Consider the following 14,857-nt stretch of genomic DNA (forward strand, 5'->3'; position numbering starts at 1 on the left):
GCCTCATGCGCCCTGTCGCGTCACCGGATCAGCGGCGGGATCAGGGTGGTGCAGACGAGGCATGAGGTCGCGCAGGGGGCCGGCGGAGTCGACCCCGGTCAGCGCGACCAGCGCATCTCCGAGGTAGTGGGCCGTGATAAGTGGTTCCTCGCAGATGATGCGGCTACGGGTGCCCAATGCTGGGTGGCCGGCTCCGGTGAGGGTATGACCGTGGATACTTGCGGAGAACAGCGAACTCGGCAGGTACTGGCCCGGGTCGCCCGCCATGCCGAGGTCATGCAACAGCGCCTTCGCGGCATGGATGCCCTGGGCGACCGAGTCGTCCCAGTGATCGATCCGGTAGGAGCCGTGGCCGGGATAATGATGCACAGCGACCCCGCCGGCCGCGTAGATCCGCTGCCGCGGCGCGTGCAGTGAGCGGAGGCGAGAGTCGACGGGGATGCCGTCGGGCCCGGTCCAGGGCGAGGGGGCCGCGGGCACGGTGCCGTGCGCGACGACCGCAAGGTCGCCTTCCACCTTGCTTCCGTCGTTCAGGGTGATGCTGATCCGGTCCGTGTGAGTGCGGATCGAGCGCACGGTCCGTTCCAGGTACGCCGCGTGCTGTGGGCGGTGCAGGTCACGCAGCCGACGGGCGACATGTTCGCCGATGGCGCTCGCTCCCGGGATCGCGGCGCGGGTGATCAGGGCGACATCGTGGCTGGCGTCGATGAGCAGCGAGGCCGTCTCGGAAGCGACGAGCCCGCCGCCGATCATGAGCACCCGAGCCGGCTGAGTGGTCGCGAGCAGATCACGGACGCGGACCGCGTCGGCTGCCGAATGCAGAGTGGTCAATCTGCCGGCACTGATGGCCTGATCGCGCCCGATCACCTCCTCGTCGAGGGCACGGGGTCGGCTGCCGGTGGCGATGACGAGCGCGTCGTAAGCGCCGGTGTCACCGGAGTCGAGGCGCAGCTGCCGAGACCTGGGGTCGAGCCCGCGCACCGTCTCCAATCGGGTCGTGGCCCCGGTGTCGGGCAATGCTGCCTGGGCCGGTTCGAGCAGCCCGATCGCGATGCCCTTATTGACCAACGTCCGGTTGTACGGCGTCTCGCCGCTTCGCGCGTAGAGATCGACCTCGACGCCTGCGGCCTGCAAGGTTCTCGCGGCCGCGGTTCCCGCAGCGCCAGCCCCGATGACCGCGATGCTGGGCGAACTCATCGACCTCCCTCCTCGGTGGTGGTGGCGGTGAAGGCAGGCAGCAGGATCGCCTCGATGAACCACGGCGCGTCGTCGGGGCCGATTCGGCCGGTGCGCACCTCCTCGGCCGCACCGTTGAGAACGACGTGCGTGGTGGTCAGCAGCCAGGACACCGGCAGGTCGGCGCGAAAGGCGCCCTCGCGCTGGCCACGCAGCAGCAGCCCGCGCATGCGCGCCTCGGCCTTCTCGTGCAGCTCGCGAATGCGGGCGGCGGAGAGCTCTTTCTGCGCTGTGGCCAGCAGGGCGCGGGATTGATCGACGAACATCCAGCTGGAGGCAACCAGTCGCTGGAAAGCTGCACTCGGGTCGCCATCAAGCGGAATCTGACTGAGCACGTCCTCCGCACGTTCCAGGCTGTCCACTAGGGCGGCCTCGATGAGCTCGGCGCGGGTCTGGAAGTGTCCGTACAAGGTGACGCGACCCACCCCGGCCTCGGCTGCGATTTCAGCGACTGAGGCGTCCGGGTTCTTCCGGATCGCCGTCACCGTCGCGGCCAGGATCTTCGCCCGGTTGCGTTGGGCGTCGGCGCGCTGGTTGGCCGCCCGGTTCGTTGTCGCCGGGCGGCGCCGACCACCGCCGGACGCCTGAGCCTTCTTCGTCGGCATGCTCCACCTCACAAGTCGTACTGGAATGTATGAGATAGTGTAGCCGTTACAACTCGTACACCGATGATCGAGTTCCGGCTCGGAGGGCGAGGCGGGACCGGCAGAGAGGAGATGACGACCATGTCCACGACACACATCCCCGGGGGTGCGCAATGAGCGACACCGCCGCGCCGCGTGCCGGCGCCAAGCAGTGGTGGGGGCTCGCCGTGCTGGTGATCCCCTCGACGCTGCTGTTCATGATGCTCACGATCCTGTTCCTCGCCGCCCCGAACCTGGCCGCGGACCTAAACCCGTCGAGCACCCAGCTGCTGTGGATCCTCGACATCTACGGCTTCGTGATGGCCGGGTTCCTCGTCGCGATGGGCGTGCTCGGCGATCGGATCGGCAAGCGCCTGCTCATGGTGATCGGCGCGATCCTGTTCGCCGCCGTCTCGATCGCCGCGGCGCTGACGACGATCCCGGAACTGATGATCGCCTGGCGGGCCATCCTCGGGCTGGCCGCGGCAATGATGGTGCCGGCGACGATCGGGCTGATCTTCGTGCTCTTCGCCGACGCGAAGCAGCGCGGCGTCGCTATCGGGGTGTGGGCCGGCGGAATCTCCGCGGGCGTCGCCCTCGGCCCATTGCTCTCGGGTGTCCTACTGGAGGGCTTTGGCTGGCAGGCAACCTTCCTGGTGGCCGTGCCCATCATGGCACTGGTCGCTATCGCCGCCCCGCTGCTGGTGCCAGAGCACCGCGATCCTTCGGCGAGGATCGACTTGTTCAGTGCTCTGCTGCTGGTTGGTGGCCTGTTGGCGATCATCTATGGCATCAAGCGGTTCGCCGCGCAGGAGCCGGCGGGACCCTCGATCGGATTGCTCGTCGCAGGCCTGCTGATCGGACTGTGGTTCGTGCTTCGCCAGCTGCGTGCCGAGCGGCCGCTGCTGGACGTGCGCCTGTTCGCCAACCGCACTGTCTCAGGAGCGCTGGCGGTGTTCCTGCTCTCGGCTGCAGCGCTCGGTGGCGTGTACTCGCTGTTCACGCAGTACCTCCAGCACGTGCAGGAGCTCTCGCCGTTGCAGGCGGGCCTGTCGATCTTGCCGGCCGCGGCGGTGCTGATCGTCGTCTCGACGCTCTCGCCGGTGTTCGCGAGGAAGTTCCGGCCCGGCAACGTGATCGCGATCGGCCTACTCACTCAGGTGGTCGGCTACATCTTGTTCACTCAACTGGATGCCGGCACGGGACTGGCGCTGGTGATCGCGAGCTTCGTCATCACCTACCCCGGCGTGGCCCCATCGATGGCTCTGACCACCGATCTCGTCGTCAGCTCCGTCCCGCCGGAGAAGACCGGCGGCGCTTCAGGACTCGCGACCACAGCTAACGACCTGGGGATCTCCCTCGGTGTCGCAGTGATCGGCAGTGTCGGAATCGCCGCTTACCGCGGCAACATCGAGTCCAGACTCCCCGAGGGGCTGCCACCCGAGGCGGCAGCCGCCGCCTCGGACAGCATCGACGGGGCGCTCGCCTCGGCTGCGGAACTGCCGGGAGCGCTCGGCGAGCAGGTCATCGCTGCCGCGCAAGCCGCATTCACGGGCGGACTCAACACTGCGGCCATCGTCTCGGCGGTCATCGCGGGTGTGGCGGCGATCATCGCCGCTACGCGACTGCGTCACATCCGCCCCACCGGGCAGTCGCAGGACAGTCCGGAGGAAGCATCCACTCATTGACCTATACCCCCTATGGGTATAGTCTCGAATAACTCGTACACAGATGAAGGAGTTCTGAGATGAGCGCAACCACCACCGAGTACCAGGTGACCGGGATGAGCTGCGGACACTGCGAGACCGCCATCCGGTCCGAGGTCTCCGAAATCGCCGGGGTGACCGGCATCGAGGTCAGTGCCCAGACCGGGCGCCTGGCCGTGACCAGCGAGCAGCCTCTCGACGACTCCGCGGTCATCGCGGCGGTCGATGAGGCCGGCTACGTCGCCGTCAGGAGCTGAGATGAAGGCTCCAGCGCGACTGGGTCTGTACGGGCTGGTCCTCGTGGCCGTGTTCGCCGTGGCTGGATTCACGGCGAACGCGGTCGTCCCTGAGGAGACCGTGCAGGCATGGACACAAGACACCGCAGACACCACGCATCACGAGGAAGGAGACGCCATGAACGGCGACGAGCATGAAGGACACAATGCCGGCGCATCGTCGCTGGGCCTGGGCATCGCGCAGGACGGCTACCAGCTCACCGCGGTGACCGCACCGACCGCCACCGGGACTGAGGGCGAGCTGGCGCTGACTGTCACCGGCCCAGATGGCAACCCGGTCACTGACTTCGACCTGGAGCACGAGAAGGAGCTGCACCTGATCGCCGTCCGGGCTGACGGGCAGCACTTCCGGCACGTCCACCCCGAGATGGACGACGGCGGCACGTGGACGATTCCCTGGCAGTGGGGAGCCGCGGGCTCGTACAGGGTATTCGCGGACTTCGTCCCGGCCGACACCGGCGAGGGCATCACGCTCTCGACCTCCGTCCAGGTGGCCGGGGATCTCGTTCCTGTACCGGTTGAACCGGCCGCGACGACCACGGTGGACGGCTTCGACGTCAGCGTCGAAGGTGACCTTGTCGCCGGCTCCGCATCGGAGCTGACGCTCACCGTTACCCGTAACGGTGAGCCGGTCACCGCACTGGAGCCGTACCTGGGCGCGTTCGGACACCTCGTCGCCCTCCGCGACGGGGATCTGGCCTACCTGCACGTCCACCCTCACGGGGACGCACCTGAGGCCGGCGACATGTCGGGGCCGGAGATCGTATTCGAGGCCACAGCCCCGACGGAGGGCCGTTACCTGCTGTTCCTGGACTTCCAGGTCGATGGGCAGGTGCATACCGCGCCGCTGGTCATCGACACTACGACCGGCACGAGCAGTTCCGAGACGGACAGCGGTGACGGGCATGAGGGAGAGGGAGACGGCCATGACCACTGAGCGCGCTAGTACCGAGGTGAATCTGGCCGGTGTAGAGCTGAAGATCGGCGGCATGACGTGTGCCTCGTGCGCGAACCGGATCGAGAAGAAACTCAACAAGCTCGATGGGGTCGAGGCCAGCGTGAACTACGCGACTGAGAAAGCCCGCGTTACCGCTCCTGAAGGCTACGACCCGGAACTGTTGATCGCCGAGGTGGAGAAGACCGGCTACACCGCTGAGCTCCCCGTGACGGGTATGGACACTGCCAGCGGTTCGGCCGATGAGGGTGAGTCGAGCGAGGATGCAGAGATCCGGGTGCTCAAGCAGCGCCTCATCGGATCGGCGATCCTGTCGGTTCCAGTCATCGCGATGGCGATGATTCCGGCCTTGCAGTTCGACTACTGGGGCTTCGCGTCCCTCGTGCTTGCCGCGCCGGTGGTCGTGTGGGCCGGGTGGCCTTTCCATAAGGCGGCGTGGGCGAATCTGAAACATGGTGCGGCCACGATGGACACCCTGATCTCGGTGGGCACGACCTCGGCGTTGATCTGGTCGATCATCGCACTGTTCCTCGGCACTGCTGGACAACCCGGAGTGGTGCATCCCTTCGAGCTGACGATCTCCCGCTCCGACGGGCTCGGGCACATCTATTTGGAGGTCGGTGCCGGGGTGATCACGTTCATCCTGCTCGGCCGCTACTTCGAGAAGCGCTCCAAACGCCAGGCGGGAGCGGCGCTACGTGCGCTGCTGGAGCTCGGGGCCAAAGAAGTCTCGATCCTCCGCGATGGGAAGGAAGAACGCGTCTCTATCGACGAGCTATCGGTCGGTGACGAGTTCGTGGTTCGCCCGGGCGAGAAGATCGCCACCGATGGCACCATCACCTCCGGAAACTCCGCGATCGACGCCTCGATGCTAACCGGAGAATCCGTGCCGGTCGAGGTCACCGTAGGCGACAACGTCACCGGAGCCACGGTCAATTCCGGCGGTCGGCTGGTGGTCCGTGCGACCCGTATCGGCTCCGATACCCAGTTGGCGCAGATGGCCAAGCTCGTCGAAGATGCCCAGTCGGGCAAGGCCGAGATTCAACGCCTGGCCGACCGTGTGTCATCGGTGTTCGTGCCGGTGGCGATCGCCGTGGCTGTCGCAGCACTCGGCGCGTGGCTCGGTGCCGGGTTCCCGGCCAGCGCGGCGTTCACCGCTACGGTCGCCGTGCTGATCATCGCCTGCCCCTGTGCCCTCGGGCTCGCCACACCGACAGCACTGCTGGTCGGCACCGGCCGAGGCGCGCAGATGGGAGTACTCATCAAGGGCCCCGAGGTACTGGAATCCACCCGCAAGGTTGACACCATCGTGCTGGATAAGACCGGTACCGTCACGACCGGCAAGATGACTCTGACCGACGCGATCACCGCCGACGGTGTCGACCGTGACGAACTGCTGCGCATCGCCGGCGGGCTCGAGGACTACTCCGAGCACCCCATCGCCCAAGCCATCGCGACAGGTGCGACCAGCGAGGTCGGCGAGCTACCCACACCGGAATCTTTCGAGAACATCGAAGGCAAAGGTGTCCAGGGAGTCGTCGCCGGCCACGCAGTGGTCGCCGGACGCGAAGCCTTGCTCAACGACTGGTCCATGTACCTCGATGAGGAACTGCGTACCGCCAAGCAGGCTGCCGAGTCCGAAGGCAAAACGGCAATCGCGGTCGGCTGGGACGGGCAGGCCCGCGGCGTGCTGGTGGTCTCCGACCAGATCAAGCCCACCTCCGCCGAGGCGATCGATCAGTTCAAGGAACTCGGGTTGACCCCGGTGCTGCTGACCGGTGATAACCAGACCGTGGCAGAGCAGGTCGCCGCCGAAGTCGGCATCACCGAGGTCATTGCCGAAGTGCTACCGAAGGACAAGGTCGATGTCGTCGCCCGCCTCCAGAATGAGGGCAAGGTGGTGGCCATGGTCGGCGATGGTGTCAACGACGCCCCCGCCCTGGCCCAGGCCGACCTCGGACTCGCGATGGGCACCGGCACCGACGTGGCGATCGAAGCCGCCGACATCACCCTCGTGCGCGGCGACCTGCGGGCAGCCGCGGACGCCATCCGGTTGGCGCGAAAGACGCTCCGCACGATCAAGCAGAACCTGTTCTGGGCCTTCGGCTACAACACCACCGCCATCCCAATTGCAGCCTTCGGGCTGCTCAACCCAATGCTCGCGGGAGCGGCCATGGCATTCTCCAGCGTCTCCGTGGTGGCCAACAGCCTGCGCCTACGCAGGTTCAAAGCCAAGGCTAACGACCAGACAGCCCCTACGGGCAGCACTCCTGCACCGGCACACGAGCCGGCACAGGTCTGACCGACCGTCATCCACCCATCAGAAAGGACACCATCCACGATGACTGCACACGAGAACCTGAACCTGACCGACGCCTCCTCCGGTGGCAACTGCTGCGGCCACACCCCCAGCGCCGAAACCGTAGCCGAGACCCCGGCATCGGATATGGCCGAGTGCCCGGTCATGGCCGGAACCCCGGTCGTGAAGGCCGAAGCTGAGGCGGCCGGCCTCTACCGCGAGCACAACGGTCAGCGGTACTGGCTGTGCTGCGCTTCCTGCGGCCCGCTGTTCGACGCCGACCCAGACCGGTATGCGAACGCCGCCTGACGCGACCACAACGGCTACGGTCTCGCGCCTCTTCAATACGGGAGGCGCGGGACCCCGTACCACGGGGCCTGGAGATGACGCACCAGTAACCGCCGGTGGCACACGAGACACAACCAGACTCCTGACCAGCGAGGAGTACCGGGCCGAACGAGGAGGAATGGACCGAGAATGAACGACAAACACGCCCACCACGGCGCAGCCGAGACCGATGAGCACGCCGGCCACCATGGCCACCACCATGACGAGGCCCGACACAACGAGCACGAGGACCACGACGCTCATTCTGGTCACGATCACGCAGGCCACGCAGGTCACGGTGATCACGTGGGGCAGTTCCGGCGCTTGTTCTGGATCATGCTCGTCCTCGCAGTCCCGGTGGTCGGGTTCAACGAGATGTTCGCCCACCTGGTCGGCTACCACCTCCCCGATGCCGAGTGGGTGTGGTGGGTCTCGCCCGTCCTCGGCACCATCGTCTACGCCTGGGGCGGCTGGCCGTTCCTCACCGGTGCACTGAGCGAGGTCCGCTCCCGCAAGCCCGGCATGATGCTGCTGATCGGACTGGCGATCACGGTCGCGTTCATCGCCTCCTGGGGCGCGACCCTGCACATCCTGGATCATGAGCTGAACTTCTGGTGGGAACTCGCTCTGCTGGTGGTCATCATGCTGCTCGGCCACTGGATCGAGATGCGCTCCCTGGCCCAGACCACCTCGGCCCTGGACTCCCTGGCCGCGCTCCTGCCCGACGAGGCCGAGAAGATCGCCGGCGACCAGGTGGTGAAGGTCGCCCCCGCCGACCTGGCCGTCGGTGACGTGGTCATCGTCCGCCCCGGCTCCGCGGTCCCCGCAGACGGGAGCATCGTCGACGGTTCAGCGTCGATGGATGAGTCGATGGTCACCGGGGAGTCCAAGACCGTCCGCCGGCAGGTGGGCCAGAACGTCGTCGCCGGGACTGTCGCGACCGACTCCAGCCTCCGGGTCGAGGTCACCGCCACCGGTGACGACACTGCCCTGGCCGGCATCCAGAAGCTCGTTACCGACGCTCAGGAGTCCTCGTCCCGCGCGCAGCGGATCGCCGACACTGCCGCGGCCTGGCTGTTCTGGTTCGCCCTCGGCGCGGCCGCGATCACCGCCGTCGTGTGGGCGCTGGTCGGCCTGCCCGACGACGCGGTGGTGCGCACCATCACCGTGTTGGTGATCGCCTGCCCCCACGCCCTGGGCTTGGCGATCCCGCTGGTGGTCTCCATCGCCACCGAACGAGCCGCCCGCGGCGGCGTTCTCGTCAAGGACCGCCTCGCCCTGGAGTCCATGCGCACCGTCGACGCGGTTCTCTTCGACAAGACCGGCACCCTCACCAAGGGCGAGCCCACCGTCACCGCCATCGAGCCCGCCAGCGGCCGCGAGGGTGACGAGATCCTGGCATTGGCCGCCGCCGCAGAGGCCGACAGCGAACACCCCCTGGCACACGCCATCACCGGCACCGCGAAGGAACGCGACCTCGACGTCCCTCAAGCTCGTGACTTCTCCTCCTCGCCGGCCGTCGGAGTCAAGGCGACCGTCAAGGCCACGGTGATCGAGGTCGGGGGCCCCTACCTACTCGAACAGCACGGACTCGATGAATTGCCCGTCGCCGACACCTGGCGGGCGGAGGGGGCAATCATCCTGCACGTCCTCGCCGACGGTGAGGTCATCGGCGCCCTGCGATTGGCTGATGAGATCCGGCCCGAGTCCAAGGACGCCGTCGATGCCCTCCACGCTGCCGGGGCGCAGGTCGTGATGATCACCGGCGACGCCCAGGCCGTCGCCGACACCGTCGCTGCCGAGCTCGGCATCGACCGGGTCTTCGCCGGAGTCCGACCCGAGGACAAGGCCGCCAAGGTCAAAGAGCTGCAGGATGAGGGCAGGAAGGTCGCGATGGTCGGCGACGGCGTCAACGATGCCCCCGCCCTCGCCCAGGCCGATGTCGGCATCGCGATCGGCGCCGGCACTGATGTCGCGATCGGCTCGGCGGGCGTCATCCTCGCCTCCTCCGACCCCCGCTCTGTGCTCTCCGTCATCGATCTCTCCCGAGCGAGCTACCGCAAGATGAAGCAGAACCTGTGGTGGGCCGCCGGCTACAACCTCATCTCCGTGCCGCTGGCCGCAGGCGTCCTGGCGCCCATCGGGTTCGTGCTGCCGATGAGCATCGGCGCGATCCTCATGTCCGCGTCCACCGTCGTCGTCGCCCTCAACGCCCAGCTGTTGCGACGTCTCGATCTCACCCCGGCCGCCAGCACCGCCAAGATCCTCGACCGCACACCGGCGCCATGACCAGCCGGTCAAAGGTGACCGAGCATCGCCCCAAGTAGACATGGAAAGGAGCACCACGATGACGACCACCACCCCGACGCCACCGTCCCCGACCGGGCACGGCTACATCAGCGACAAGGACCGCTACCTCGCTCGCCTCAAGCGCATCGAGGGACAGGCCCGCGGCATCCACCGCATGGTCGACGAGGACGCCTACTGCATCGACATACTCACCCAGATCAGCGCGGTCACCGCGGCCTTGGAGAACGTAGCCCTGGGGCTCCTCGACGACCATCTCAAGCACTGCGTCACCGCAGCGATCCGCGACGGCGACGGACGCGCCGAGGCCAAGATCAAGGAAGCCTCTGACGCCATCGCGCGCCTCGTGAAGTCCTAGGGCTCGCGATGCTCGACCTCCTACGCACCCTCACACCCTCTCTCGCCGTTCGTGACATCGAGTTGTCGGCCCATCGGTGCTGCCAGGCGATGCGCTGGCTCGTCACCGTCCGGTTCGCTCGCGAGACGGATGATCGATGAGCGACCTTCGCACGAGCCACGCGGAACACTGGAGAGCACAATGCGAGGAAGGACGCTGCGCGGTCGCGCGCCGCTGACCGTCGCGGAAGCGAGTGCGGCGCGACACGAAGACGATGCGTGGGCCAATCCTTGCTCGTGGTCAGAGCATCTACGCACCGATCCCACCGCTGGCCTACGACTGTGTGAAGTTGGTCTTCGTCCGCCACGGATCGGCAATCCTGCTCAGCGAGTTCGGCGAGAGAACCGTTGCAGTCGGTGACGTCGTGGCACTCGGCGCGAACACACTATGCGGGAGTGAGCCTGAAGGCTCGATCACGGTTACCACGCTCTACCTCGACCGGGATTACGTTGTCGATCAGGTCTTCTGGCAACACGCGGCCCTGTTGGCTGATCGGCTCGATGCGCAGGACTTTGCCGAGGAGCTGTACTCCGAACCGGCGCAGGTGCTCCGCCTTGGCGAGGACCGCGCGGGGATGTTAATGCCGTGGCTCGACGAGCTGGTGGCGCTCAGCCTCGACGGCCCGTCACCGGAACGGTTCTACCGGATGCAAGCGCTGCTGTTCGCGGTCCTGGATGTGATCGCGCCCTACGTGAAGACCACACCGGTGCGACGGTCACTGACCCAACGCAGGGCCACCCACCCTGGTCCGCCACATCTGCGTCGGCTCATGCCGCTGCGGGCTGAGGCGCGCGCAGTGGTTGAGCTTCTGCGCGGGGCCGCCGGCGGAACGGTGGACGCTCGGTGCGCTTGCGGAGGCGGTGCACCTGTCTCCATCTCAGCTGGGGCGCGTGTTCGTCGATGCCTACGGAAAGTCGCCGATGGCGTACCTGATGACCGTGCGTGCCGAACACCTCGCCCGATTGTTGCGGGAGACTGAACTGCCGGTCGAGACCGCGATGCGCAATGTCGGTTGGCATAGCCGCGGCCACGCCGCCCGACTGTTCCGCCAAGCGGTCGGAGTCACCCCGGCTCGCTACCGCGAACTGGTCCGAGAACGGGCTGCGGCCTAATCGGCTGACGATACAGATGGCCGCATTCGCGATACGTACATCCGCATCATCGACCGCTCCGGAACCTGCCTCGGGCCGTGGGCTGGTAGTCCGGTGGGGACTCGTTGGGTTCACCGCCGTGCCTGACGGTCACATCGTCCGTTGTCCGTCTCGTCATTGCTGGTGATCCCGGCGCACCTGATGGTCACCGAGGCCCAGTTCGGTCCGGTGCTCAGGGTAGCGGGAGGACACCACGATGGCCACGACATGGGAGCAAGCCAAAGCCGCACGGGAGGCGAAGCTCGATGAGCTGCACAAGCGCCTGGCCGGCGCGGTCGAACAGCTCGTCTCCGGTGAGGACTGGGCGCGCGCGCTCGCGTTCGCGGCACGGTTCAGGACCAGATCGTTCTCCAACACACTGCTCATCTGGGAACAGCACCAGGGCGCCTTCGAGGCCGGCCTGGTGCCCGACCCGTTCCCGTCGTATGTGGCCGGGTATCGGCAGTGGCAGGGCCTCGGTAGGCAGGTGCAGAAGGGCCAACCGGGGTATCAGATACTCGCCCCGGTCACCGGACGCTTCGCCACCGCCACCCCGGCTGATGCGGAGTCCTGGCGGCGCCTGAGCAAGGGCGAGAAGCCCCGTGCCGGTGAGGTCGTGCGCACGCGGATGGTCGGCGTCCGCCCCGCCTACGTGTGGGACGCCTCCCAGACGCAGGGTGATCCGATCCCCGAACCACCGGCACCGAAGCTGCTGGAAGGCCAGGCCCCGACAGGGTTGTGGGACGGGCTGGCCGCGCAGATCGAGGCGGCCGGGTTCTCGGTGCTGCGCGTGCCGCACGAGGGGATGATCCACGGCGCCAACGGGATGACCGACTACACCGCGAACACCGTGGCGGTGCGGGAGAACATGGACCCGGCCGCGCAGGTCAAGACCCTCGCGCACGAACTCGGCCACGTGCTCCTGCACGGTCCCGACGCCGAGGAGGCCCGTCAGCATCGCGGCATCGGAGAAGTCGAAGCCGAGTCCGTGGCGCTGATGGTCGGTGCCGCTCACGGGATGGACACGAGCGGTTACACGATCCCGTACGTCTCCACCTGGGCCGCCCGCGTCGACGGGAAAGAGCCGGTGGAAGTGGTCAAGGCCACCGGGGAGCGGGTCCGCAAGACAGCACTGACGATCCTGGACCAGCTCGACACGCCCCAGGTCGCCGATGGCACCCCACCGGGTTTGAACCGGGAGACGGCCCAGCGCGAGGTATCCGCACAGACGGCTCCGGTGCCGGCTTCACCGCGGCGGTCCGCTCCAACGCTTGAGCCGGTCGCACGGCCCGTGCCGGTGTCGACGGTTCAGGGCCGGGGGCTGTGATGACCAAGCACGGCGCCGTCTCCTCGATCCTGCTGCGAATGAACGCGGCATGGCCGTTGTCGGCGGCCGCGCGGGAGCTCGCGTCCGCGGGGGTGCCGGTCTTCCCCTGTGTGGCGTTTGGGAAGCGGCCGGCCACCGGACACGGCTTCCATGACGCCACCACGGACCTGGATCAGGTCGAGGAGTGGTGGCGGCAGTCGCCCGGCGCGAACATCGGCGTCCCGACCGGCGCCGCCTCGGGCGCGGTCGTGGTGGACGTCGACGTGCACGGCCCGGTCGACGTGCACGGCCCGGTCGACGGCCGGACCAGTTTCGACCGCGCCATCCGCGCCGGGCTGGCGGAGGGGTGGGAGCTGCTGGTGCGCACACCCACCGGCGGGATGCACGCCTACTACCCGGCGACACCCTGCACAGAGCAGCGGTCCTGGCAGGCGGCGCGTGCGGGGATCGACTTCCGCGGCGATGGCGGCTACATCATCGTCCCGCCCTCGGCCCGCTCCATCCAGGGCACCACGGTCGCCTACCAGGTCGAGCAGGTCAACACCGGACCCGCCACCACACTGGACGCTCAGCGGCTGCGGGACTTCCTCGACCCCCGCCCCACACCGCAATCCACGCCCGCGGGTCTGGGTCGGGGTGTCGATGTGTCGCGCCTGGCGACGTGGGTCGCGGCCCGTGGCGAGGGCGAGCGCAACCGTGGCCTGTTCTGGGCGGCGTGCCGGCTCGCAGAGAACGGGCTCCCGGCATCGGATGCGCTCGATGTGCTCACCGCGGCCGCCGGGCACGCCGGACTCGGAAACCGCGAAGTCGCCACCACGGTCCGCTCCGCTTACCGGACCGTCCGCCCCGCGCCTGCCCGGCGCGGAACCTCGTCGCTGGGGCGGCGTGAGCCGCCGGTGGCCGCGGACGGCTGGTTTGACCGCGACACCAACACCCGCCCGTCGGCGGGGTCGTCGACAGTGCGGGGTCTGTGATGACCACACCGATCACGAGCAGCACGGTCGTGAGCAGGACGGCAGGGCGCCGGTGGGCGGTGGTGACGGCGGTGTCGGGGACGGTGTTCATCGCCGCCGGCGCCTTCTGGCTGTCCTTCACCGCGCTGGCAGACCTCGCCGCCCGAAGCGGGATCGGGGCCGGGCAGGCGTGGGCGTGGCCGCTGATCGTCGACGGCATCATCGTTGTGGCAACGGTCGCCGTCGTCGCCCTCGCCGGCCACAAGTCGGCCTGGTATCCGTGGGCATTGCTGATCGGCGGCGGGCGGTCTCGGTGACCGCCAACGCGATCCACGCCGTGGTCGCCGCCGATGCCGATGTACCCGGCGTGCTCGCCGCGAGTGTGGCGGCGGTGCCACCGGTGGTCCTGCTGGCGATCACCCACCTGACCGTCATCCTCACCCGTCCACTCCCGACCACCGCTGACTCCGACACGGGCGTAGTCGCCCGTGACCGGGTCGCGCCGGTGGAGTATCAGATGCAGCCGTCCGTGCCTGTCGACGCGCCGGAACCGAGTCTGCTCCCCGCGCCGCCGGCGTCGGCGGAGCCCGCCACTGAGGGGGACAGCGCGTCGGATGAGCCACCGCGGAGGGCCGCCTCACGCTCGCGAGCCGATGGCATGCGCCTGGATCGGCGTGAGCGCGCCGCGACGCTGCGTGAGCAGGGGTGGTCGAACAAGCGCATCGCCCGCGAACTTGGCGTGCACCCGTCCACGGTCGGCCGCTGGTCCACGCCCGCGCACCTTCCCGACAAGCAGACCGTCCAGGAGGCAAAGACACCATGAACACCACCATTCGTGCCCGCCATCAGCACGAGCGCCGGCAGAGCGCACCCGAGCCGATCACGGACCACGCTGTCCAAGAGGGCCCGGAGAAGGCGGGGACGCCGGAAGCGGTGCAGGCCGCAAAGACCGCCCACCGCAACCGTCCCGACAAGACCACGATCGCGGATGACGCGCGGCGGGCGCGGGGTGTGGAGTGGGTGCGGCCCACCGATCTGCTCGCCCGCCAGTCCGCGACAGTCGCGGGGCGGGGTATCGACTTCGAGGTCGAACTCGCCCGCCGCACCCGCCAGCTCACCGGCCACATCACGCAGGCCAGCGGCCGCGGTCTCGGCAAGGCCGCGCAGGCGATCAGTGAGCGGGCGCGGCGGCTGCCGGATGTCTCGGAGTTCGGCCGTGGCAGCCGGCACCAGTCGTGGGTGTCTCGTTCGGGGATCGGGCTGGGGTGACCTGACATGCGCACCCCCGCCATCACGTCGCT

The 14,857-nt window shown here is 68.1% G+C and carries 12 protein-coding genes and 2 pseudogenes; 12 read left to right on the top strand and 2 right to left on the bottom strand.

Going from position 1 to position 14,857, the window contains the following annotated elements:
• Positions 1 to 3: 3 nt before the first annotated feature.
• Both O1A05_RS02790 and O1A05_RS02795 read right to left on the bottom strand, forming a co-directional pair.
• The gene (locus O1A05_RS02790) at positions 4 to 1,197 is read right to left on the bottom strand and encodes an FAD-dependent oxidoreductase (RefSeq protein ID WP_270106570.1); all 1,194 of its coding nucleotides are present in this window, start codon (positions 1,195 to 1,197) and stop codon (positions 4 to 6) included.
• Entirely contained in the window at positions 1,194 to 1,841 is a 648-nt protein-coding gene (locus O1A05_RS02795; protein ID WP_270106571.1) for a TetR/AcrR family transcriptional regulator, read from the bottom strand. Before O1A05_RS02795 ends, O1A05_RS02790 begins: the two co-directional genes overlap by 4 nt.
• 152 nt (positions 1,842 to 1,993) lie before the next feature.
• Between O1A05_RS02795 and O1A05_RS02800 the strand changes: the two genes are divergently transcribed.
• The 12 genes and pseudogenes from O1A05_RS02800 to O1A05_RS02855 all read left to right on the top strand — a co-directional run bounded on the left by O1A05_RS02800 (position 1,994) and on the right by O1A05_RS02855 (position 14,825).
• On the top strand, positions 1,994 to 3,547 hold the full coding sequence (locus tag O1A05_RS02800) for an MFS transporter (RefSeq protein ID WP_067162163.1): 1,554 nt from the start codon (positions 1,994 to 1,996) through the stop codon (positions 3,545 to 3,547).
• Positions 3,548 to 3,606: 59 nt separating this feature from the next.
• Positions 3,607 to 3,822, top strand: a complete 216-nt coding sequence (locus tag O1A05_RS02805; RefSeq protein WP_270106572.1) for a heavy-metal-associated domain-containing protein — start codon at positions 3,607 to 3,609, stop codon at positions 3,820 to 3,822.
• Between the two features lies 1 nt (position 3,823).
• Entirely contained in the window at positions 3,824 to 4,798 is a 975-nt protein-coding gene (locus O1A05_RS02810) for a heavy-metal-associated domain-containing protein (RefSeq protein ID WP_270106573.1), read from the top strand.
• The gene (locus O1A05_RS02815; RefSeq protein WP_270106574.1) at positions 4,788 to 7,118 is read left to right on the top strand and encodes a heavy metal translocating P-type ATPase; all 2,331 of its coding nucleotides are present in this window, start codon (positions 4,788 to 4,790) and stop codon (positions 7,116 to 7,118) included. Before O1A05_RS02810 ends, O1A05_RS02815 begins: the two co-directional genes overlap by 11 nt.
• 39 nt (positions 7,119 to 7,157) lie before the next feature.
• The gene (locus O1A05_RS02820) at positions 7,158 to 7,424 is read left to right on the top strand and encodes a hypothetical protein (protein WP_270106575.1); all 267 of its coding nucleotides are present in this window, start codon (positions 7,158 to 7,160) and stop codon (positions 7,422 to 7,424) included.
• A 168-nt stretch (positions 7,425 to 7,592) separates the two neighbouring features.
• Positions 7,593 to 9,731, top strand: a complete 2,139-nt coding sequence (locus O1A05_RS02825) for a heavy metal translocating P-type ATPase (RefSeq protein WP_270106576.1) — start codon at positions 7,593 to 7,595, stop codon at positions 9,729 to 9,731.
• A gap of 58 nt (positions 9,732 to 9,789) precedes the next feature.
• Positions 9,790 to 10,107 (top strand): metal-sensitive transcriptional regulator, encoded by a 318-nt coding sequence (locus tag O1A05_RS02830; RefSeq protein ID WP_270106577.1) that lies wholly within the window; start codon positions 9,790 to 9,792, stop codon positions 10,105 to 10,107.
• Between the two features lie 253 nt (positions 10,108 to 10,360).
• Positions 10,361 to 11,258 (top strand): annotated as a pseudogene (locus O1A05_RS02835) (helix-turn-helix transcriptional regulator).
• 235 nt (positions 11,259 to 11,493) lie between these two features.
• Positions 11,494 to 12,603 carry an ArdC-like ssDNA-binding domain-containing protein gene (locus tag O1A05_RS02840; protein WP_270106578.1) on the top strand — a complete coding sequence of 370 codons (1,110 nt, stop codon included), beginning with the start codon at positions 11,494 to 11,496 and terminating at the stop codon, positions 12,601 to 12,603.
• Positions 12,603 to 13,577 carry a bifunctional DNA primase/polymerase gene (locus O1A05_RS02845; RefSeq protein ID WP_270106579.1) on the top strand — a complete coding sequence of 325 codons (975 nt, stop codon included), beginning with the start codon at positions 12,603 to 12,605 and terminating at the stop codon, positions 13,575 to 13,577. Before O1A05_RS02840 ends, O1A05_RS02845 begins: the two co-directional genes overlap by 1 nt.
• Positions 13,577 to 14,379, top strand: a pseudogene (locus tag O1A05_RS02850) (DUF2637 domain-containing protein). Before O1A05_RS02845 ends, O1A05_RS02850 begins: the two are co-directional and overlap by 1 nt.
• Complete coding sequence (locus tag O1A05_RS02855) at positions 14,376 to 14,825, top strand: hypothetical protein (protein WP_270106580.1); 450 nt, start codon at positions 14,376 to 14,378, stop codon at positions 14,823 to 14,825. The pseudogene O1A05_RS02850 and the gene O1A05_RS02855 overlap by 4 nt, the downstream one beginning before the upstream one ends.
• Positions 14,826 to 14,857: the final 32 nt, after the last annotated feature.

The organism is Citricoccus sp. NR2, from assembly GCF_027594385.1.
Taxonomy (GTDB): Bacteria; Actinomycetota; Actinomycetes; order Actinomycetales; family Micrococcaceae; genus CmP2.